Source organism: Nitratireductor pacificus pht-3B (assembly GCF_000300335.1).
GTDB lineage: Bacteria > Pseudomonadota > Alphaproteobacteria > Rhizobiales > Rhizobiaceae > Nitratireductor > Nitratireductor pacificus.
Genome location: NZ_AMRM01000016.1, coordinates 1 through 21,456, shown reverse-complemented (window position 1 = coordinate 21,456; position 21,456 = coordinate 1). Strand labels below are relative to the sequence as shown.

The following is a 21,456-nucleotide window of genomic DNA, read 5'->3' as shown; positions in this document are numbered from 1 at the left end:
CGGCACCAGGCCGCCATCCCTGAAACTGCGCCGGCCCTGCGGCCAACTATCCCGGAGCAAACCTATTTCCAGGCAAGCCGCTTGAGCAGCGAGGCAAACAGCGCGCCGCGCGCACGCGGCCGCTCCAGCACCTGCTCCGGCATGGCCATCGGAGCAGCCGGCAGCGCGCAGCCTTCGAGCCCCAGCTTCTGGTTGCCCGCATCAAGAACGCGCGTCATCGGTCTTTCTCCATTGATAGCTCCAGATTTCCGAGAGCCGCTTGTCGTCGAGGTTCAGATAGGCGTTCAACTCGACCGGCCCGGCGCCGTTCGGCTTCAGGTCGATCACGAGACGCCACATCCCATTGCTGTCGATGCGCGACACCGTCGAGTGGACGATGTCGCCGCGGCTGACATTCACAACCGCCTCAATGTTCGAGTCGGCCGAAAGGTTCCGCAGAATCTCGCCGTCGAAATCGACCACGAACTTGCGCAATCCCTCGGTGTTCTCGACGCCCGAAACGCCGCCGGCGCCGCTGCGCAGCGCCATGACGCGCGCGAAATGCGTGGTCGTCTCCTCGATGGCGCCCCAGCTCAGCCGGTAGCGGAATTCGAGCGCCTCGCCGGCCTTGACCTGCTTTTCCGGCACCCAGAAGGCGACGATGTTGTCGTTGACCTCGAGGTCGGTCGGGATCTCGACGAGGTTGATCGCGCCCTTGCCCCAGTCGTCCAGCGGCTCGGCAAGAAGCGACGGCCGCCGCTCATACCCCGCACCCGCATCCTGGAAGTGCACGAAGTCGCGGTCGCGCTGGAACAGGCCGAAGGCCTTCGGATTTTCCTCGACGAAGAATGAGGTCGCCAGATCGGATGGGTTGTTGAGGTTGCGCCACAGCTCGTCGCCGTTCTGGCGGACGATCTTCAGCCCGTCGCTGTCATGCACCTGTCCGCGATAATCGTCGAAGGCGCTGTCGTTGTTCTCGGCAAACAGGAACATCGACGTCATCGGCGCAATGCCGATCCGCTCGATGTCCTTGCGGGCGAAGATGCGCGCCGTGACGGTCATCACCGTGTCGCGCCCCGGCGCGATCACGAAGCGAAACGCCCCCGTCACGCTCTCGCTGTCGAGCGCCGCGTGGACGGTGATTTCCTTGCTCCGCCGGCTCGGGCGCTCGATGTAGAAATCGGTGAAGCGCGGAAACTCCTCGCCATTCGCCGTCGCGGTATTGATCGCAAGCCCGCGCGCCGAAAGCCCGTACAGCGTGTCGCGGCCGAGCGCCCGGAAATAGCTGGCGCCGAGGAACGAGACCAGCTCGTCCATGACGTCCGGCGCGTTCAGCGGATAGTGCAGCCGGAAGCCGGCCTCGCCCGTCATCACCAGATCCTGGAAACGCGCCGGGTCGAGCGGCGCCCGGTACTCGAAGTCGCGGCCGGTGAAGACGACCTGGCGCGCCATGCCCGCATCGACGGAATGGAGCATCACCGGCTCCTTGAACAGCCAGCCCATGTGAAAGGCCTGCAGCTCGAACGGGGCTTCGCCCTGCCAAAGGGCATTGTCGGGGCGGAAGCGGATGGCGCGGTGCTGATCGTAGGTCAGTTCGGCGATCTGCTGCGGCACGTCGAATTTCGGGACACTGTAGCTTTCGGCGGCCTTTGCCTTCATCGCCTCGGTCAGCCGATCGAAAGAGAACGGCACCGGTTCGCCGGTGGCATGGGCATCGGGGGCCACCGGGGCAGCCTCCTGAGACAATGCCGAGGAGGAGAGGGCCATCAGGCTGGAAGTGCCCAACAGCGACACCGTCAGGCAGGAACTAAGAAAGGAGCGTCGATCCATATACTGGGACTCGTATGCGTAATGCGTTGCGGGAAGGGTATCGCAGCTGAAACACTGCGAACTCAAAACGCATCAATTACGGTAAGGTTGAGGCACAACACATAACTTTCGGAGACCGGTTGTTATCAAAAATGAAGCCGGTCGCGGCGAAATCTCTGTCACTTCTCGACGCGGTTTGCAATGGGCTTCATCCAGGATAACGGCTTAAATTCAACCGCTTGTGCCGAGGACCCGCCGCAGCCGCCGGAAATCGGCGGCAAATGCAGTTCAAGAGGATGCCTTTGCGGCACGTCGGTCGCGGCGGCGGCGTCGGACACGGCTGGCATCGCGCCCCCGGCGGCTTCCCACGCCCGGCCTCGTGGCGCGCGGCAACGGCCAAAATGTCGCAGCCAGATGCTTGCATTCAGACTTTGAATCGTGCCCAATTCCCCGGCGGCCGGCGCTGCTCACGCATCGGCCGCCACGGGGCGGGAGAGCCGCTGGCGCGGTTGCGCGATGTGCAGGCTTCCACGCCGGCTCATGGCGCACATTCTCAAGGCACACATTCTCAAGGATTGACCGATGGATCTTGGACTGAAGAACAAGCGCGCCCTCGTCCTGGGCGCGAGCCGCGGCCTCGGCGCGGCGATCGCCGAGGGGCTCGCCCGCGAAGGCGTGAACGTCACCGCGGCCGCGCGCAACAGGGATGCGATCGCCGCCTGGGCGGGCAAATTGCCGGAGGGCGCCGGAACGGTGACCGTCGAACCGCTCGACCTGTCCGATCTGGCCGCCATCGACGCGCTGGCCGACAGGCTGCTGGCCGAGGGCGGCGTCGACATCCTTGTCAACAACACCGGCGGTCCGCCCCCGTCGACGGCCGTCGACGCGAAGCGCGGCGACTGGCTCGGCAATTTCGAGACCATGGCCGCCAACATCTTCCACCTGACCCAGCGCCTTCTGCCGGCGATGCGCGAGCGCAAATGGGGCCGCGTGCTCACCGTCACCTCGTCGGGCGTCGAGCAGCCGATCCCGGTCCTTGCCCTGTCGAACGGCATCCGCTCGGCCATCGTCGGCTGGTCGAAGACCCTGTCGAGCGAAGTCGCAAGGGATGGCGTGACGGTGAACATCCTGATGCCGGGCCGCATCCACACGCAGCGCGTCGTGGAACTGGACACGGCGGCGGCTCAACGCGCCGGAAAGCCCGTCGAGGACGTCTCGGCGGCGGCGGCGGAGGCCATTCCCATGGGTCGCTACGGCGATCCGGAGGAATTCGCCAACGTGGCGGTGTTCCTCGCTTCCGAACGTGCGTCCTACGTCACCGGCGCGAAGATCCGCATCGACGGCGGTGCGACGCGCTCCGTCTAACCCTGCCCCACCAGCGCCCGCCCGAGCGCGTGCCACGAGGCCTTGGGCGTGCGCTGGAGCGTGTCGAAATCGACATGCACCAGCCCGAAGCGCTTGTCGTAGCCGAGCGACCATTCGTAATTGTCGAGCAGCGACCAGGCGATATAGCCCTTCACCGGCGCGCCCTCGCCGATGGCGCGCCGCACCTCGCCCAGATGACGGTTCAGGAAGTCGATCCGCGCCGGATCGTCCACCCGCCCGCCGGCGATGCGGTCGGCCGAGGCCATGCCGTTCTCCGTGACGTAGATCGGCAGGCCCTTCGTGTAGTTGCGGTCCGCCCAGGTGATGAAATGGTGCAGGCCCTCGGGGAAGATCTCCCAGTCCATCAGCGTCTTGGGCAGCGGCCCCTCGACCTCCTTCAGGGCGGGAAACCGGTTCGATCCGTCGCCGGCGATGAGCTTGCGGGTGTAGTAGTTGATGCCGAGCCAGTCGACCGGCGCGCCGATGGTCGCGAAATCCTGCTCGAAGCCCTTCGGCATGTGCGGGCCCAACCCCTCGAGCACATCCTCCGGATAGGCTCCGTTGAACACGCCGCCGAGAAACCAGCGATTGTAGATCCCGTCATAGAGCCGGGCCGCACGGGCGGCCTCCGGGCTGTCGTCAGCAGGTGCGGCATATTCGAAATTGGTGACGAGGCCGAGATTGTCCATGCCGAGCGCCCGCATCGCCTGCGTCGCGCGGCCATGCGCCAGGAGCACGTGGTGCATGGCGCGCGCGGCGGCACGGATGTCGCGCAGGCCCGGCGCGTGAAGACCCATGAAATGGCTGAGCCAGGCGACGCACCACGGTTCGTTGATCGTCGCGGCGGTTTCCACCCGGTCGCCGATCCGCTTCATGACGATCTCGGCATAGTCGGCGAAACGCGCGGCGATGTCCCGGTTGGTCCAGCCGCCGATATCGGCAAGCGGCGCCGGCAGGTCCCAATGATAGAGCGTGGCGAAAGGTTTTAGCCCCCGCGCCCGCATGCCGTCGACCAGCCGGTCGTAGAAATCCAGGCCCGCCTCGTTCGGCCTGCCCTGCCCCTCCGGCAGGACGCGCGCCCAGGAGGTGGAGAAACGGTAGCAGTCGAATCCGGCATCGCGCACCAGGTCGAGATCGCTCTCCCAGCGGTGATAGTGGTCACAGGCCGTCGCCCCGTTCTCGCCGCGCATCGTGTTGCCGGGCGTGGCGGCGAAGGTGTCCCAGTGCGAGGTGCCGCAGCCTCCGAAGCGGCTGCCCTCGATCTGGTAGGCCGACGTCGCCGTGCCGAACACGAAACCCGGCGGAAAATCGGCGCGCGAAAAGGCCAGTTGCATCGTCTCCGGCGCGCCCTCGGACATGTCGGTTCTCCTCGGCTGTTCGCTGATCAGCGCCGGCTGGGCGGCGCCGTGGTCTGTCCGACGACGAAGTCGGCCTCCCAGAGTTCGCTTTCGAGCGGCCTCTGCGGATCGTCGATACGGTCGAGCAGCATGCGCGCGACGCGCTTTCCCGCCTCGCGGATCGACGAGCGCATGGCCGTGAAATAGGGAATGTCGCGCGGCGCGTCCGTGTCGATCGGTTCGAGGAACGACAGGCAGTCGTCGAAGGCGACGACGGACATGTCCGGCCCGGGCCGCAGCCCCGCCTCGCCCAGCGCGCGGGCGATGCCCATCGCCGGCAGCACGCTGGCGACGAGGATCGCCGTCGGCGGCTCGCCGAGGGCCAGAAGCTCGCGCGTCGCCCGGTAGCCCTGCGGCTCGGTCATGTCGCCGCTGAACATCAGCGTCTCGTCGAGCGCGATGCCGCGCTCCGCCAGCGCCGTCTCGTAGCCCTGACGCCGCCGCGCCGCGAAATTCATCGCTTCAATCCCGTTGACCAGCGCAATGCGCCGGTGGCCGAGATCGACGAGAAACTCGGTCGCCCGGTGAAAGGCGCGCCTGTTGTTGACGTCCATCCAGGCATAATCCCTGCCCTCCTCGTCGCTGCGGCCATGAACGACGAAGGGCAGGCCTAGCGCGTTCAGAATGCCGATGCGCCGGTCGTTGGTGAGCGGGCCGTGCACCACCACGCCGTCGACCCGCTGGTCCTGGGCGAGATTGTGGTAGATGCGCTCCTGCTCCTCGAGCGGCGCCAGCCGGAGAAGGATGTCATAGCCGGACTCCGAATAGACCTCCCCGGCACCGGCGATGAAGTCCGCGAAATGCGGGTTGATCATGATATGCGCGGAAAGGCTGACGACATGGCCAATCAGGCGTGACTTGCCGGTGGCGAGGCTGGCCGCGCTGGGGCTCGGCCGGTAGTTGAGCCGCTCCGCCGCCTCGACGACCCGGGCCCGGGTCTTCTCGGACACTTCGGGAAAACCGTTCAGCGCGCGCGACACCGTCGTCTGGGAGAGACCCAGGGCCTCCGATAACATCTTCAGATTGACGGCCTTCCGGGTCACCAGGCGTCTCCTCCCTCAAAGCGCTTTCAAAAAACTGGTGTCACATCATCGCCATCGGATCAAGAGCGCTCTCCCGGATAACGGTCTTCATCGGCATAATCGGGCATACAATCGCAAAAATCAGCGAAAACCGACCACACGCTCTTGACTCAAACGCGGCGCGGCATGATGGTATCAAAATCCAAAGCGCTTTGGAAAAGACTGTGAAAACGTTTCGAGCGCTGGAGCGGAGAATGAGTGAGGAGGAGCGGCCGGACGGTCGCCTGTGGAGGAATTCATGAAGACGTCCATGCTCGTCGGCGCGGTCGCGCTGGCGCTTTCCTGTAGCGCGGCGTATGCCGCCGACCTGAAATTCGCGCCCGGCGAGGATGCGCGGTTCAACTGGAAGAGTTTCGAGGACTTCAAGGCGGCGCACGACCTCTCCGGCCAGGAGATGAGCCTGTTCGGTCCGTGGCTCAGCGCCGACAAGGACCTGATCGAGTCCGTCACCGCCTATTTCGAGGAGGCGACCGGCGCCAAGGTGAACTATTCCGGCTCCGATTCCTTCGAGCAGCAAATCGTCATCGACACGCAGGCCGGCAGCGCGCCGAATGTCGCCGTCTTCCCGCAGCCGGGCCTCGCGGCGGACCTCGCCTCCAAGGGCCTGCTGGTGCCGCTCGGCAGCGAGACGGCCGACTGGATGAAGGAGCACTATGCAGCCGGCCAGTCCTGGGTCGATCTCGGTACCTACAAGGGCCAGGACGGCGCGGAGAATTTCTACGGCTTCTCCTACAAGGCCGACCTGAAGTCGCTCGTCTGGTACGTTCCGGAGAATTTCGAGGATGCGGGATATGAGGTGCCGCAGACGATGGAGGAACTGAAGGCGCTGTCGGACCAGATCGTCGCCGACGGCGCGACGCCATGGTGCATCGGCCTCGGATCGGGCGGCGCCACGGGCTGGCCCGCCACCGACTGGGTCGAGGACCTGATGCTGCGCACCCAGGCACCCGAGGTCTACGACCAGTGGGTCCGCAACGAGATCCCCTTCGACGACGACCGCGTGGCGGAGGCCATCGACGCGTTCGGCGCCTTCGCCAGGAACGACGACTATGTCGACGGCGGCACGAGCGCCGTCGCTTCGACGGATTTCCGCGACAGCCCGAAGGGCCTCTTCGCCTCGCCGCCGAAATGCTACATGCACCGCCAGGCCTCGTTCATTCCCTCCTTTTTCCCGGAGGGTACGGAACTCGGCCGCGATGCGGACTTCTTCTACTTCCCGGCCTATGCGGAGAAGGACCTCGGCACGCCGGTGCTCGGCGCCGGCACGATCTTCGCCATCACCAAGGATTCCGACGTGGCGCGCGCCTTCATCGACTTCCTGAAGACGCCCATCGCCCACGAGATCTGGATGGCGCAGGCCGGCTTCCTGACGCCCTTCAAGGACGCCAATCCGGAGACCTACGCAAACGACGCCCTGAGGAAGCAGGGCGAGATCCTGACCAGCGCCACCACCTTCCGCTTCGACGGCTCCGACCTGATGCCCGGCAAGATCGGCGCCGGCGCCTTCTGGACCGGCATGATCGACTATGTCGGCGGCAAGTCCGCCAAGGAAGTCGGCGCCGACGTCCAGAAGGAATGGGACGCCATCAAGTAGGATCGGCCCGCGCGCCACGCTGTCCCGCCGGCCGCGCCGGCGGGGCGGTGGACGCCAGGCGGGAGCCGGAAGCGCCGCTTCCGGAGGCTGACCCAGGAGGCTGAAAATGGCCATGTCCTCGACCATCCCCACCCCGACCACCGGGTCGCCGGGTCCCGGGGGGTTCCTCGTCACCCTTGCCATCGCGCTCATCATCATGCTGGCAGGCATCGTCGTCAGCGTGGTCTGCGCCGTCGCCGTCTTCGCCGCGCTGAACGCGGTGCTGCCGGACATCAAGCTGGTGCAGGCCGTGCTCGTCATGCTGCTCGGCGTCGCCGCCTGCTTCGGCTATTTCTGGGGATCGAACCGCATCCTCGACACGATCTACCCGGCGCGCGGCGTCCACATCGCAGACAACATCAACAAGGCCAACGGCATCCGGCCCTGGCTGTTTCTCGGCCCGGCGGTCGTGATCCTCGGCATCTATCTCGTCTACCCGGTCGTCAACTCGATCTTCCTGAGCTTCCACGGTCCCGACGGACGGCAATGGGTGGGCGGCGCCAACTACGCCTGGCTCGCCACCGACGCCGCCTTCCGCGAAAGCATGTTCAACAACATCTTATGGCTGCTCGTCGTGCCGGCGGCCGCGACCTTCTTCGGCCTGATCGCCGCCGCGCTGACCGACCGCATCGGCTGGGGCAATCTGGCGAAAAGCCTGATCTTCATGCCGATGGCGATCTCCTTCGTCGGCGCAAGCGTGATCTGGAAGTTCATCTACGACTACCGCGCCGAGGGCACGGAGCAGATCGGCCTGCTCAACGCCATCGTCACCTTCTTCGGCGGCGAGCCGCAGGCCTGGATCACCCTCCCCCTGTGGAACAGCTTCTTCCTGATGGTGATCCTGATCTGGATCCAGACCGGCTTCGCGATGGTCATCCTGTCGGCCGCCCTGCGCGGCATTCCCGAGGAGACCATCGAGGCGGCGATCATCGACGGCGCCTCGCCTTTCCAGATCTTCTACAAGATCAAGGTGCCGCAGATCTGGGCCACGATCGCCGTGGTGTGGACCACCATCACCATCCTCGTTCTAAAAGTGTTCGACATCGTGCTGGCCATGACCAACGGCCAGTGGGGCAGCCAGGTGCTGGCCAACTACATGTTCGACTGGATGTTCCGCGGCCTCGATTTCGGCCGCGCCTCGACCATCGCCCTGGTCATCATGGCCATGGTGACGCCGATCATGATCTGGAACATCCGCGAAGCGCGAAAGGACATGAAATGAGCACGGTCGTCGGAAACCGGCCGGCCCTGACCTGGGCCGTGCATCTGGCCGTCCTGTTCCTCGTGGCCCTGTGGACCCTGCCGACGCTGGGCATTCTCGTCTCGTCCCTGCGCGACAAGGACCAGCTCGCCGTCAGCGGCTGGTGGACGGCGCTGACCGCCTCCGAGCGCAACATCGTCGCCCGCGCCGCGCCGCCCGACGAGGCGGAAGAAGAGGACGGGCGCTGGGTGCTGAAGGGCAATGTCTTCGAGGGGAGCGGCGGCAAGGCGGCGGCTTTCGGCGTCTCCTCGCGAGAGCCGTCGGCCTTTGCCGTGGACGAAACCGCCGAGCTGCGCGACGGCGCGACCGTCACCGTCGCGGCCAATGGCGACTACGTCGTCGCCTATCCGCAGAAGCCGGAGGGCAATCGCGGCCAGCGCATCTTCGTCAGCTCCGTCGAGCCGCCGAGATTCACCACGGAGAACTACGAGAACGTGCTGTTCTCCGAAGGGCTGGGCAAGAGCTTCATCAACACGATGACGGTGACGATCCCGGCAACGGTGATCCCGATCCTGATCGCCGCCTATGCGGCCTATGCGCTCGCCTGGATGGAATTTCCCGGCCGCGCGCTGCTGCTGGCGACCATCGTCGGCCTGCTGGTGGTGCCGTTGCAGATGTCGCTGATCCCGCTCCTCAGGCTCTACAATGAGGTCGGCATCGGAAAATCCTTCATCGGCATCTGGCTGGCGCATACGGGCTTCGGCCTGCCGCTCGCCATCTACCTCCTGCGCAACTACATGGCCGGCCTGCCGCGCGAGATCATCGAGAGCGCCAAGGTGGACGGCGCGTCGGACTTCGAGATCTTTCGCAAGATCATCCTGCCGCTCTCCTTCCCGGCGCTTGCCTCCTTCGCCATCTTCCAGTTCCTGTGGACCTGGAACGACCTGCTGGTCGCCACCGTCTTCCTCGGCAACAACGAGGAACAGCTCGTGCTGACCGGGCGGCTGCGCGAACTGCTCGGCTCGCGCGGCGGCAACTGGGAAATCCTGACGGCCTCGGCCTTCGTCGCCATCATCGTGCCGATCCTCGTCTTCTTCGCCATGCAACGTTATCTGGTCCGCGGTCTCCTGGCCGGGTCCGTCAAAGGAGGCTGACCGCTCCCATGAATGTCCTGCACGATGTCCCGTTCGACTATGCCCCCGGGGCGATGAGCCGGCATGCCGAAGACCCCGACTGGTGGCGCGGCGCGGTGATCTACCAGATCTATCCGCGCTCCTTCCAGGATTCGAACGGCGACGGCATCGGCGACCTGAAGGGCATCACCCAGCGCCTGCCCTACATCGCGGGGCTGGGCGTCGACGCGATCTGGATATCGCCCTTCTTCAAATCGCCCATGCTCGATTTCGGCTATGACGTTTCGGACTACAAGCAGGTCGACCCGATGTTCGGCTCGCTCGCCGATTTCGACGCCATGATCACCGAGGCGCACCGCCTCGGCCTCAAGGTGATGATCGACCAGGTGATCTCGCATTCCTCCGACCGCCATCCCTGGTTCGTCGAGAGCCGCGAGAGCCGCACCAACCCGCGCGCCGACTGGTATGTCTGGGCCGATCCGAAGCCGGACGGCAGCCCGCCCAACAACTGGCTGTCGATCTTCGGCGGCTCGGCCTGGCAATGGGACACCGGCCGCTGCCAGTATTACCTGCACAATTTCCTGGCGAGCCAGCCCGACCTCAACTTCCACAATCCGGCCGTCCAGGACGCGCTGCTCGACACGGTGCGCTTCTGGCTCGACCGCGGCGTCGACGGCTTCCGGCTCGACACGATCAATTTCTACTTCCACTCGGCAGGGCTGGAGGACAACCCGCCGCTTGGCCAGGACCAGCGCAACGCCTCCATCGCGCCGGCGGTGAACCCCTACAACTACCAGGAACATCTCTACGACAAGAACCAGCCGGAGAACCTAGAATTCCTGAAGCGTTTCCGGACGCTGCTCGACGAATATCCCGGCACCACCGCCGTCGGCGAGGTGGGCGACGCCCAGCGCGGGCTCGACCTGGTTGCCGCCTATACGAGCGGCAACGACAAGGTGCACATGTGCTACTCCTTCGACTTCCTGTCGCAGGAACCGCTGACGCCCACCCGCGTGCGCCGGGTTCTGGAGAGCTTTGAGCAGAAGGCGCCCGACGGCTGGTCGTGCTGGAGCTTTTCCAACCACGACGTGGTGCGCCATGCCTCGCGCTGGGCCGACCAGGTGCACGACCGCGACGCCTTCCTGAAGATGACGACGACGCTGATCCTCTCCCTGCGCGGTTCGGTCTGCCTCTATCAGGGCGAGGAGCTGGGGCTGACCGAGGCCGTGCTCGACCTGAAGGATCTGCAGGACCCCTACGGCATCCAGTTCTGGCCGACCTTCAAGGGGCGCGACGGCTGCCGCACGCCCATGGTCTGGTCGGAAAGCCAGGTCAATGGCGGTTTCACCGCCGGCAGGCCATGGCTGCCGGTGCCGCCGGAGCACCTGCATCTGGCGGTCTCCGCCCAGACCGGCGACGACGCGCTTCTGGCGCATTACCGCGACATGCTCGCCTTCCGCAGCCGCCATATCGAATTCGCCAAGGGAGACATCGGCTTCCGCGACGCCGGCGACGACGTGCTCATGTTCGAGCGCTCCATGGCCGGCGCCTCGGTTCTGGTGGCCATCAACATGACCGGCCGCCCGGCGGAGGTGGCGCTGGACGCCCGGGGCTACGCGGAAATGACCGATTCCAGCGCCGCCGGACGGATCGAGGACGGCGTCCTGAAACTGCCGCCCTATGCAAGCTGGTTCGCCCGCAGGGGACGATGAAAGGGGGAGGAAATGACCGCTCTTGATCTGAAGGACATCCAGAAGAGCTACGGCGCCACCAAGGTCATCCACGGCATCGACCTGAAGATCGACGAGGGCGAATTCATCGTCTTCGTCGGCCCGTCCGGCTGCGGCAAGTCCACCCTGCTGCGCATGATCGCCGGGCTGGAGAGCATCACCGGCGGCGACATGCATATCGGCGGCGAGCGGGTCAACGACATTCCGCCCTCGCAGCGCGGCATCGCCATGGTCTTCCAGTCCTATGCGCTCTACCCGCACATGACCGTCTACGACAACATGGCCTTCGGCATGAAGATCGCCAGGGCGCCGAAGGAGGAGATCGAGAAACGCGTCAGGGCGGCGGCCGACATCCTGCAGCTCACGCCCTATCTCGAGCGACTGCCCAAGGCCCTGTCGGGCGGCCAGCGCCAGCGCGTCGCAATCGGCCGCGCCATCGTGCGCAACCCGAAGGTGTTCCTGTTCGACGAGCCCCTGTCGAACCTCGACGCGGCGCTGCGCGTCGCAACCCGCATCGAGATCGCCAAGCTGAAAGGCTCGATGCCCGACACGACGATGATCTACGTGACGCACGACCAGGTGGAGGCGATGACGCTCGCCGACCGCATCGTCGTGCTGTCCGCCGGCCATATCGAACAGGTCGGCGCCCCGATCGAGCTCTACGAGCGCCCGGCCAACCTGTTTGTCGCCCAGTTCATCGGCTCGCCCGCCATGAACATCCAGCCGGCCACCATCGAGAAGACCGGCAGGACGACGACGGTCAGGCTGTCGGGCGGCACCGCAGAAGTGCCGATCACCTCCCCCGAGACCCTCGCCGGCAAGCCCGCAAAATTCGGTGTCCGCCCGGAAGACTTGCGGCTCGCCGATGGCGGGGATCATCTGTTCGAGGGCGAGGTGCATTTCGTCGAGCGCCTCGGCGAAGTCACCAACATCTACCTGAAGGTCGTCGGCGTCGAAGAGGCCGTCGTCGTGAAGGTCGCCGGCGTGCAGCGCCACGCGAAGGGAGACCAGGTGCGCATCACTGCAGCCCCTGAAAAGATGCATCTGTTTACCGAGGAAGGCCGGTCGCTGCTTTATCTTTGACTAAACAATCAAAGCACGCCTCTTTTCTTGACCCGAATCGAAAGCTTACCTAACCATGAGCCATGCGGACCGGGGGCCGGTTCTCACGATCAGTTTTCCGATGCGGGTCAGCACCCGCATCCATGAACGCGCCGCACTGGCTGGCGCCTGTTTTATCGATTGCGCCGGTCCGGCCGGCAGTCGTCATTCTTGCAGGGCGGGAGGATGATGATCTTCGTATTGCGTTTTCCGCGACTGAAAATGCACCCGCGCGGTGCGCCAGCTGCAGTGGGATGCAATGACAGCCGAGATTCGCGAGAGAACTGCCACACCGCGCCGCAAGGCGGCGACACGGCGTGATCTCTCAGGCCTCGCGCGCCGGAGCTGCCGCGCGGCAGGCGCCGCCTTCTACCTGATCGCCGATACCGCGCCCGGCAGCGCCTCCGGCGCCCTGCGCATCCTGGTTTCCAACTGGAGCTTCGACACGATCGAGGATGTCGGCGCGGGCGCCATCGGCCGCCTGCTGGAAAGCCCCGTCTCGACCTTCCCCGGCACCGCCCCGAGCGCCTGGCACCCGCTTACCCTCGCGGCGATGCTCGCCTCCGACGATGTCGCGCGGCTGTGCCGTCACGACCATCAGGAGATGTTTCTGCTCAAGCTTCCCGCCGGCAAGGGCCGCTTCGTCGCGCTCGTCTCGGCGACGACGACGGGCCGTGTCGACACCCAGCAGCTGGCGCGCGCACAGATGGCGCTCTGCCACATGCTGTCCGGACTGGAGAACGAAAAGGCGGCGTCGGGCGAACTGCTCTCCGAGCGCGAGCGCGAATGCCTGTTATGGGTATCTGAAGGCAAGACGGCGGACGAGGTCTCGCTGATCCTCAACGTCTCCTCCAACACCGTGAACAGCTACGTCGCGCACGCGATCCACAAGCTGTCGGCGAAAAACCGCGCCATGGCGATCGCCACGGCGATCAGACGCGGAATCATCTGAGTGGCCGCGACGGGAAAACAGCCGCGCCAGACGGACACAGACGACGCGCCGGATTCCCCCGCCGAGATCACGGAAAGCCTGCGCACGCTCTCGGCCGGCATCGGCGCGGACAGCTTTCATCTGTACCTCCTCGACGGGGTGTCCGCGCGCCGTCTTGTCCCCTGCCTTGACAGCGCCTTTCCCGGCACGCATCCGGAGACTGAACGCCTGCCCGGCCGATTACCCTGGCGCTTCGCCGATATCGTCGCCGAAGCCTCGCACCCCCTCTGGTGGGGCGAGGAAGCGCCCGGCGATTTCTCCGATTTCTTCAGCGAGCGTGTGCCGGCCATCGAGGACGGCGCCGGTCTCGTCCTGCCGCTCTGCACGGAGCATCGCCGGCTGGGCGTTGTCTTCTTCCTGGGATCGGCGATGCGCCTCACGCCGCAGGCGCTGTTCGACATCCACAATGAATGCCACGCGTCCTTCGCAGCGCTCGCGGAGCTCTTTCCGAGCGCCGACGAAACGCCCATGCCGGCCATCTCCAAGCGCGAACTGCAATGCCTGAAGCTAACGGCCAACGGCCTGACCAGCGAGGATATCGCCAAGCGCCTCGGCCTTTCGGTGCACACAGCGAACCAGTATCTCGCCAGCACCACGCAGAAGCTGAACGCGGTCAACCGCGTTCATGCCGTGGCCAAGGCCCTGCGGATCGGCCTGATCGACTGAGATCGCCTCGTATGGAAGAAACGGCGGGGTGCCTCAGCCGTTGATCAGCGGGCGCTCGGAGCGGACGATCCGGGCCGCGCTCAGCGCCTGCTCCAGATAGCGCGAGTTCTCCTCGGGGTCCTCGGCAGGGTCCTCGAAAGCCACGTAATTGACTTCGACGGCCGCATTCAGCGCACTGAGCTCCAGCGTGAAATAGACCGTCGCGCCGCGCGGACGCAGTTCCAGATCGAGCACGATGCGCGGGCTTTCCGTCCAGGCCACATGCGCCTCGCAGCCATGCCCGAGCCGCAGCGTTCCCGGCATGAAATACAGCTCCGCTGCCGACTCCACGATGTCGGCGATGCTCGCCATGCTCTCCAGCCGGATGAAAGCCACATAGTCCGCCACATCGACGAGCCTGAGCTCGTTGGCCACCGACCGGATGGCATTGCCAACGATGACTTCGCGCCCTGGAGAATGTGGCTGCCTATTCATGATGTATCCCTGCTGAATGCGGTCGCTCCCCGGTCCGATAGATGCGACGGATCAGCTCCGCCACAGCCTTGTAGAACTGGGATGGAATGAGGTTATCAACCGAAACTTGTTTGTACATGGAGCGGGCGAGCGCCGGTTCTTCGAAGACCGGGATGTTGTGCTCGATCGCTATCTCTTTGATTTTAAGGGCGATAAGGTCCTGGCCCTTGGCCACGACGACGGGGGCCGCATCCTCATCGCGCCGGTAGCGCATGGCGATGGCGAAATGGGTCGGGTTGGCGATCACAAGCGTTGCTTGCGGGACGGCGCTGATCATCCGCTGCCGCGCGCGGTCCCGCGCGAGCGAGCGCAGGCGCGCCTTGACGATGGGGTCGCCCTCGCTCTGCTTGAACTCGTCCTTCACCTCCTGCCGCGTCATGCGCAGGTCCTGCCGCCACTGGTGGCGCGACCAGAACAGGTCGGCCACGGCGATCACCGCGACCACCAGGGTCACCACCACCAGGCTCTCCACAGCGATGTCGCGGATGATGCTGGTGAACTCCACCGGGTTGGTGATCATGCCCGCCAGAAGCCGCGTCTCGGCCTCGCGCATGGCCAGGACGAGAAAACCGCCGGCCACCAGCAGCTTGCCGAGGGACTTGGCGAACTCGACCATGCCCTTGGCGCCGAAAATCCGGCTCCAGCCCTGTTTCAGCGATATGCGCGACAGCTTCGGCTGAACGCGGTCCAGCACGAAGCGCGGCACGTTCTGCAGCACCGACGCCGCGATGCCGGCAACGACGAGCAGCAGCATGACGACGCCGACCGCCCTGCCGATCTCGATGAACACCAGCTCGTAGATGGCGATGGCGTCCGCCTGCGTCTCGAGCTTCCATCCGTCGGCGCGCTCGAGGAAGATCGACAGGAAGTTGCCGAGCCGGATGGCGCTGTCCTGCGCGAAGAAAATCGTGAAGGCCAGGATCGCCAGGAAGGACGCGAAGACCGGGAGTTCCTTCGAGAAGGGCAATTGTCCCTTGTCGATGGAATCGCGGATCTTCTTCTCCGTCGCTTCCTCGGTTTTGCTTTCCTTGTCGGCACCCTCAGACATCGGCGCTGAACCTCGATACGGCGTCCCCGCGCCGCGGGAACGGCTTCATCCCGCTGCCTTTCCGCATCCCGCGGATGCCGGGCAGCGGCGGCCGGCTGCACAATGCCGGAGGCATCATCAGGCCGCGGCTTTTTGCATGCCCGGCAGCTCGAAGCCGCCTTTCTGGGACAGCTGGACCGCCGTTGCCGAAATGCGCTTGCGCGCCTGCTGGATCTCCTCGGCCGGCACGTCCTCGCCACCGCCCGCCAGTTCCGCCTCGATCATGCGCCGCGTGCGCTGGCCAAGCGCCGACAGGACGGCTTCAACCGTATCGGACGGCGCGTTGCGGAGCGCGAGCGTCACGAGGTCGCTGGACAGGCCGTCGAACAGCGCGACGCGCGCCTTCTGCGACAGGAGCACGATCTCCTCGAAGCTGAAGAGCTGCGAGCGGATCGCATCGACGTCGCTCGAGCCGGACATTTCCAGCTCGTGGATGACCTCGTCGGCCTGCGCCTTGTCGAGCTCGTTCAGCATGTTGGCGACGCGCGACAGGCCGGCGGCGGCATCCTTGCCGCTGCGCATCGAGCCGAGCAGTTCGCCGAGCCGCTTCTCGATCAGCTTCTTGGCCGGGGCCGGCATGCTGCCGGTCGTCGCGATGCGGCTGAGGACCGCGCCGCGCAGCGATTTGTCGAGCGTCACGAGCACCTTTGCCGCGGCGCCCGGGGTAATGCCCGCAAGAATGACGGCGATGACCTGGGGATGTTCACCGGACAGGATTTCCAGGAGCCGCGGCGGCTCCAGCTTCTCCAGCTCCGTCCACACCTCCTCGGCCTCCGGCGAGGCGGTGGTGCCGCGCCCCATCAAAAGGTTGATCTCTTCCTCGGACAGGGTCTCGGTCAGGATCGTGTCCATGCTGTCGGCGGAATCGAGCAGGCCCGCGCCCTCGGTGAACTCGCTCTCGAACTCGGCCACGACCTGCTCGAGCTGGGCCTGCGGAATGGTGCGCAGCAGGCGCGCGCCGTCGATCAGCGCCTTCAGCTCTTCCTGCTTGAAGAATTTTAGCAGGCGCCCGGCCGAGGGCTTGCCCATCGCCACGAGAATGGCCGCCGCCTTCTGGGCCTGTGTCAGTGCCACCATTTCCGTCATCGCCACTAATTCTCCCTGTCGCGAACCTGTAAGACCGAACTCAGGCGCCGCCGGCGCTGCCGGCGACTTCCGTCAGCTTGACGCCGAAGCGGGACGGATCGTCATCGACCAGCGTGATCTCGCCCCGCGCGATGCGCCGACCGTTGACGACGATCTCCACCGGTTCGCCGATGCGCCGGTTCAGCGAGACGGTCGATCCCTTTTTCAGCGCCATGAGCTGCGAGACGGGCATCTCCGCCGTACCGAGGACGATCTGCACCTCGACGGGAATGCTCATGACGAAGTCGCGATTGTCGCCGGAGATGCCGGCCGCCGCCTCGCCTGGCGCATCCTCGTGCAGCACGCCCTTCAGCTCCTCGATGGCCTTGTTCAGCTCTTCCTCGCCGTCTGGCTGCGGCTCGGGCACGGCCTTGCTCATTGTCATTCTCCTTCACCGCATTGATCGCGTCCGGGGCTGGCCCTAGCGCGAGAGAAGCCCGTCGACCGCATCCTGGCGGGCGTCGAATGGCTGTTTGATCCTCACCGTGTAGTGATTTCCCGACTTGCCGAAATCACACACGAAAACCGTCTTGTCGCGCACCGACAGGCGCGCCTCGGACTGGGTGCCCTCGCCGAATTCGATCACCTGCCCGGCACTGAGCTTCGCCAGATCGCCGAGCGGCATGCTGGTCAGCGGAATGGTCGCCTTGATCCTGACCGTCGAGCGCAGCACCTCGTCGGAGAACCGGTGCCGCCAGTCCGCCGCCTGCGCGCGCTCGACGCGCTGGTCCGGCTTGCTCGTATCGCGCATTTCCAGAATGAGCCGCTGCGGCATCCATGCGGTCAGCACGCCGCCGCCTTCCTCGCCGCCAAGCGAGAAGCGGATGCGCACGCCCGGGCCGTCGCGCACCACCAGGCGGCGGAAGTCGCCGCCGGAGAGGAGCGGCTGCAGCGGCAGCCGAAGCCCCAGCGCCCGCGCACCGGTGCCGTTCAGAGCCTTGGCGAAGGCCTCGAAGGCGAGTGCGGCGACATCCCGCTCGATGGCCGATGGCGGCCGGTCGATCGGCGGCACCGGCAGGTCGGGATCGCCGCCGAACAGCGCGCTCACCAGGAGCGAAATGCCCTGCGGGTCGAGCCGCATCGTCAGCGCGTCGCCCGATGCTTCGGAAGGAACGACCACCAGCGCGTCGCAGGAATCCTCCCGCGGCTTCAGCTCCGCCAGCCGGACGATCTCGATGTCGAGCAGATCGAGCGCGACCGCCGTCGGAAACTTCTCCTGGAAGGCGCTGACCACATTCGGCAGGGCGCGCAGGGCGCAGGCGCGCGCGGCCTCGGTCACCCGCCGGGGATCGCCGGTCGCGCCGACCAGCCGCTCGACGACGAGGCTGCGCATCAGCTCGGGATTGTCCGTCAGCGCCATGGTTCGCCGCCTTTTCCGTGAGGTCGGTTCGTCATGCTGCCTGCTTCTCCGCGGCGCCGGGGTTCATGGTGCTCTGCTCGACCGCGTCGATCGAAGGCCGGTCATAGGCCGAGATCGTCTTGCGTCCGAACTCGAGCGCCACCTGCGGCAGCGACCCGTTCATGTAGGCAAGGAGCGTCTGCTTGACGATCACGTAGAGCCGGTTCTTCTTCTCGCGGACGATCTTGATCTTGGTGGCGATCGGGCCGACCACCGCATAGGACATGAAGATGCCGAGGAAGGTGCCGACCAGCGCCGCGCCCACCAGCGCGCCGAGGATTTCCGGCGACTGGTCGAGCGCGCCCATCGCCTTGATCACGCCGAGCACGGCGGCCACGATGCCCAGCGCCGGCAGGCCTTCGGAGACCGCGACCAGCGCGTGATAGGATTTCAGCTTGTCGCGCCGGATGGTCTGGATTTCCTCGTCCATCAGCGCCTCGATCTCGAAAGGCCGGGCGTTGCCGATGATGATGATGCGGCAATAGTCGCAGATGAAATGCGTCAGGTCGTGGTTCTTGAGGACGCTCGGATAGGTCTGGAAGATGGCCGACTCTTCCGGATTATCGATATGCGCCTCGACCTCGCTGCGCGACTTGGTACGCAGCTCGCGCATCAGGCTGTGCAGGACGCCGAGCGTTTCCAGATACTCGGTTTCCTTGGGAACCGAGCCCTTGAACGCTTCGAGGCATGCCTTGCCCGTGTCCTTGACCGTCGCCATGGGGTTGGCGACCAGGAATGTGCCGAATGCCGCGCCGCAGATGATGACGACTTCCCACGGCTGAATCAGCACGTCGATGTGCCCGCCCATCGCCATGAAGCCGCCGATCACGCAGCCGAGCGTTACCACCAGTCCGACAAGAATGCCCATTTACACCGTCACTTCCCATTGGCGTTTTGCCTTTCCTATCGCCCGTGGCTTGCGTGAGGCTTGAACGGCGGTCGGCGGGACGGAAAGCCTCGCGCAAGAAACAGGCTCTACCTTCCGGCCACGAATGATGGCGGAGGGTGCGCCTTGATCAACACGTTCACGAGCTTTCATCTGATCAACCGCGACATCGCGCGGTCCATGGAGCGCGTCCAGTCGCAGCCCGCCGTGCAGCGCGAGACCGCGTACTATCAGGCCAATATCGGCCGGGTGACCTCGATCGACGAGTTCGTCAACGACGATCGTCTCTTCCGCTACGCCATGAAAGCGCACGGACTGGAGGACATGGCCTATGCCAAGGCCTTCATGGTCAAGGTCCTGGAGGAAGGCATCAGCGATCCCGAAAGCTTCGCCAACAAGCTGACCGACAAGCGCTACGCCGACTTCGCCCGCACCTACAATTTCGCCGCCGGCGGCGCCAACACCACCACCTACAACCCGACCCAGAAGGGCACGGTGGACAAGTATGTCTCGCTGGCCATCAGGAACGGCGTCGACCCCGGCAGCGAGGCGCTGCTGAAGGACATCAACTACTATCTGCAGAACATCAGCCAGGTGAAATCCGCCGACCACCTGCTTGCAGATGACAAGCTGCTGACCTTTGCGATGGTGGCGCACGGGTTCACCGACGAGGTGATCGACAAGCGCGCCCTGAAGGCTCTGCTCGAGGGAGGCGTGGACGATCCCAAGAGCCCGGCCAATCAGCAGTCGGACAAGCGCTTTCTCGCACTGGCGACGACCTTCAACTTCGAGCGTTACGGCGAGGACACCACCACCCACAACGCGACGCAGGCTCCGGCGATCGACAAATATCTGCGCCAGACGCTGGAGGAGGATGCCGGAAAGCAGAACGAAGGCGTCCGCCTGGCGCTCTACTTCCAGCGCAAGGCATCGAGCATCCGTTCCTACTATGAGTTCCTGGCGGAGCCGGCTCTTGCCAAGGTGGTGCGCACCGCGCTCGGCTTTCCCGAGGCCCTGGCGCAGGCCAATATCGACAAGCAGGTCGACCTGATCAAGGACCGCATCGATCTCGAGGATTTCAAGGATCCCGAGAAGCTCGACGAGTTCCTGACGCGCTTCACCAACATGTGGGAGCTGGCCAACCCCTCCGGCAACCAGCTTTCCTCGATCGCCGCGCTCTACAGCCAGCCGGCTGAATTCGGCATCTCCACGGATGTGCTTTTCACCATCGCCCAGTTGAAGAGGTAACGACGACCCATGCAGACCGGACTTTATGTGGCCCTGTCCTCCCAGGTCGCGCTCGAGCGGCGGCTGGGAACCCTTGCCGACAACGTCGCCAATGCCGGCACGGTCGGCTTCCGCGCCACATCCGTCAACTTTCAGGACATGGTCAACGGGCTGGGCCCGGATTCCGTCGCCTTCACGGCCCCCGGCAATCCCTCCATCGACGTCAATCCGGGCGGCCTTCGGGAAACCCGGAACCCGTTCGACTTCGCGGTCCAGGGCGATGCCTGGTTCGCCGTCGAGACGCCGGCCGGCACGGTCGTCACCCGCGACGGGCGCTTCAGCATGCGCGAGACGGGCGAACTGGTCAGCATCGAGGGTCACCCCGTTCTCGACGCGGGCGGCGCGCCGCTGCTGCTCGATCCCCTCGGCGGCCCGCCCGAAGTCAGCGCCGACGGCATGCTGCGCCAGGACGGGCGCCTCGTTGGAGCCATCGGCCTTTTCGCGTTCGCACCCGCGCAGAACTACGCGCGCTACGGAAACTCCGGCTTCCTGGCCGGCGACGCCCAGCCCGTGGTCGACAATCCCGATGTCGGCGTGGCGCAGGGCTTCATCGAGGAATCCAACGTCAACGCCATGCGCGAGATGATGCACCTGATCGAGGTGCAGCGGACCTTCGAGCAGGTCAGCAAGCTTATGGGTGACAGCGACTCCGCCCTGCAGGACGCCATCAAGCTGCTCGGCGCATGAACCCCGACATGACACAATCCACCTCCCCACAGGCACAGCATGGCGAAACTATGCTCGCCGCTCTGGAACACGCGTTTCGCGGGATCGCCGACAACGACCGCTTCATGGTCAGCCATGGCGGACGGGTAACCGAGGTTACGCCGACCCACTACAGCGTCAGCGGCCTTTCGCAGACCGCGCGCCTCGGCGATCTGGTCTCGCGCCGCGGACGGCGCGGCGCCGGCGCGGGCGAAGTGGTGCGCATCAGCGCCGATGGCGTGCTGGTCGCGCCGTTCGAGAAATCGGGCGCAGTGGGCATGGGGGAACCGGTCTTCAACCGCGGACCGCTTGGCCTTGCGCCAGGGCCGGCCTGGCGCGGCCGCGTGATCGATGCGCTCGGCCGCCC

The 21,456-nt window shown here is 65.5% G+C and carries 21 protein-coding genes and 1 pseudogene; 11 read left to right on the top strand and 11 right to left on the bottom strand.

Annotated elements, in window-relative coordinates:
• Positions 1-62: 62 nt before the first annotated feature.
• The 3 genes from NA2_RS21990 to NA2_RS21985 all read right to left on the bottom strand — a co-directional run bounded on the left by NA2_RS21990 (position 63) and on the right by NA2_RS21985 (position 2,126).
• The gene (locus tag NA2_RS21990; RefSeq protein ID WP_157188242.1) at positions 63-218 is read right to left on the bottom strand and encodes a hypothetical protein; all 156 of its coding nucleotides are present in this window, start codon (positions 216-218) and stop codon (positions 63-65) included.
• Complete coding sequence (locus NA2_RS14340) at positions 202-1,809, bottom strand: OpgD/OpgG family glucan biosynthesis protein (RefSeq protein WP_040678020.1); 1,608 nt, start codon at positions 1,807-1,809, stop codon at positions 202-204. Before NA2_RS14340 ends, NA2_RS21990 begins: the two co-directional genes overlap by 17 nt.
• Positions 1,810-1,967: 158 nt before the next feature.
• Positions 1,968-2,126 (bottom strand): hypothetical protein, encoded by a 159-nt coding sequence (locus NA2_RS21985; RefSeq protein ID WP_157188241.1) that lies wholly within the window; start codon positions 2,124-2,126, stop codon positions 1,968-1,970.
• A 244-nt stretch (positions 2,127-2,370) separates the two neighbouring features.
• Between NA2_RS21985 and NA2_RS14335 the strand changes: the two genes are divergently transcribed.
• Positions 2,371-3,153: an SDR family oxidoreductase gene (locus tag NA2_RS14335; RefSeq protein WP_008597704.1), complete on the top strand. Its 783-nt coding sequence runs from the start codon at positions 2,371-2,373 to the stop codon at positions 3,151-3,153.
• Here NA2_RS14335 and NA2_RS14330 read toward each other — a convergent pair.
• Together NA2_RS14330 and NA2_RS14325 are read right to left on the bottom strand one after the other, a co-directional pair.
• On the bottom strand, positions 3,150-4,511 hold the full coding sequence (locus NA2_RS14330; RefSeq protein WP_008597703.1) for a GH1 family beta-glucosidase: 1,362 nt from the start codon (positions 4,509-4,511) through the stop codon (positions 3,150-3,152). The two genes, NA2_RS14335 and NA2_RS14330, sit on opposite strands and share 4 nt — an antisense overlap.
• 26 nt (positions 4,512-4,537) lie before the next feature.
• On the bottom strand, positions 4,538-5,593 hold the full coding sequence (locus NA2_RS14325) for a LacI family DNA-binding transcriptional regulator (RefSeq protein ID WP_008597702.1): 1,056 nt from the start codon (positions 5,591-5,593) through the stop codon (positions 4,538-4,540).
• 277 nt (positions 5,594-5,870) lie between these two features.
• Between NA2_RS14325 and NA2_RS14320 the strand changes: the two genes are divergently transcribed.
• From NA2_RS14320 to NA2_RS22310, 7 genes are all read left to right on the top strand, one after another.
• Positions 5,871-7,226: an ABC transporter substrate-binding protein gene (locus NA2_RS14320; RefSeq protein WP_008597701.1), complete on the top strand. Its 1,356-nt coding sequence runs from the start codon at positions 5,871-5,873 to the stop codon at positions 7,224-7,226.
• A 298-nt stretch (positions 7,227-7,524) separates the two neighbouring features.
• Positions 7,525-8,487 carry a carbohydrate ABC transporter permease gene (locus NA2_RS14315; RefSeq protein ID WP_040678051.1) on the top strand — a complete coding sequence of 321 codons (963 nt, stop codon included), beginning with the start codon at positions 7,525-7,527 and terminating at the stop codon, positions 8,485-8,487.
• A complete protein-coding gene (locus NA2_RS14310; RefSeq protein ID WP_008597699.1) occupies positions 8,484-9,620 on the top strand; it encodes a carbohydrate ABC transporter permease in 1,137 nt (378 codons plus the stop codon). The genes NA2_RS14315 and NA2_RS14310 overlap by 4 nt, the downstream gene beginning before the upstream one ends.
• An 8-nt stretch (positions 9,621-9,628) precedes the next feature.
• Positions 9,629-11,311 (top strand): beta-galactosidase BglA, encoded by a 1,683-nt coding sequence (gene bglA / locus NA2_RS14305; RefSeq protein WP_008597698.1) that lies wholly within the window; start codon positions 9,629-9,631, stop codon positions 11,309-11,311.
• 12 nt (positions 11,312-11,323) lie between these two features.
• Entirely contained in the window at positions 11,324-12,412 is a 1,089-nt protein-coding gene (locus NA2_RS14300; RefSeq protein ID WP_008597697.1) for an ABC transporter ATP-binding protein, read from the top strand.
• A gap of 277 nt (positions 12,413-12,689) precedes the next feature.
• Positions 12,690-13,382 carry a helix-turn-helix transcriptional regulator gene (locus NA2_RS14295; protein WP_040678018.1) on the top strand — a complete coding sequence of 231 codons (693 nt, stop codon included), beginning with the start codon at positions 12,690-12,692 and terminating at the stop codon, positions 13,380-13,382.
• Positions 13,383-14,087 (top strand): helix-turn-helix transcriptional regulator, encoded by a 705-nt coding sequence (locus tag NA2_RS22310; RefSeq protein WP_008597695.1) that lies wholly within the window; start codon positions 13,383-13,385, stop codon positions 14,085-14,087.
• A gap of 33 nt (positions 14,088-14,120) precedes the next feature.
• Here NA2_RS22310 and NA2_RS14285 read toward each other — a convergent pair whose 3' ends face one another.
• From NA2_RS14285 to motA, 6 genes are all read right to left on the bottom strand, one after another.
• A complete protein-coding gene (locus tag NA2_RS14285; RefSeq protein ID WP_040678016.1) occupies positions 14,121-14,561 on the bottom strand; it encodes a hypothetical protein in 441 nt (146 codons plus the stop codon).
• Positions 14,554-15,648, bottom strand: coding sequence for a flagellar biosynthesis protein FlhB (gene flhB / locus NA2_RS14280; RefSeq protein ID WP_008597693.1), 1,095 nt, complete (start codon positions 15,646-15,648; stop codon positions 14,554-14,556). The genes NA2_RS14285 and flhB overlap by 8 nt, the downstream gene beginning before the upstream one ends.
• A gap of 117 nt (positions 15,649-15,765) precedes the next feature.
• Positions 15,766-16,773: a FliG C-terminal domain-containing protein gene (locus tag NA2_RS14275; RefSeq protein ID WP_008597692.1), complete on the bottom strand. Its 1,008-nt coding sequence runs from the start codon at positions 16,771-16,773 to the stop codon at positions 15,766-15,768.
• Between the two features lie 40 nt (positions 16,774-16,813).
• Entirely contained in the window at positions 16,814-17,191 is a 378-nt protein-coding gene (gene fliN, locus NA2_RS14270; RefSeq protein WP_008597691.1) for a flagellar motor switch protein FliN, read from the bottom strand.
• Positions 17,192-17,233: 42 nt separating this feature from the next.
• Positions 17,234-18,172: a FliM/FliN family flagellar motor switch protein gene (locus NA2_RS14265; protein WP_008597690.1), complete on the bottom strand. Its 939-nt coding sequence runs from the start codon at positions 18,170-18,172 to the stop codon at positions 17,234-17,236.
• A gap of 31 nt (positions 18,173-18,203) precedes the next feature.
• Entirely contained in the window at positions 18,204-19,079 is an 876-nt protein-coding gene (gene motA / locus NA2_RS14260) for a flagellar motor stator protein MotA (protein ID WP_008597689.1), read from the bottom strand.
• Positions 19,080-19,223: 144 nt separating this feature from the next.
• Between motA and NA2_RS14255 the strand changes: the two genes are divergently transcribed.
• The 3 genes and pseudogenes from NA2_RS14255 to fliI all read left to right on the top strand — a co-directional run.
• Complete coding sequence (locus tag NA2_RS14255) at positions 19,224-20,345, top strand: DUF1217 domain-containing protein (RefSeq protein ID WP_008597688.1); 1,122 nt, start codon at positions 19,224-19,226, stop codon at positions 20,343-20,345.
• A 9-nt stretch (positions 20,346-20,354) separates the two neighbouring features.
• On the top strand, positions 20,355-21,071 hold the full coding sequence (gene flgF / locus NA2_RS14250) for a flagellar basal-body rod protein FlgF (protein ID WP_008597687.1): 717 nt from the start codon (positions 20,355-20,357) through the stop codon (positions 21,069-21,071).
• Between the two features lie 8 nt (positions 21,072-21,079).
• A pseudogene (fliI, locus tag NA2_RS14245) lies at positions 21,080-21,456 on the top strand (flagellum-specific ATP synthase FliI); the annotation flags it as partial.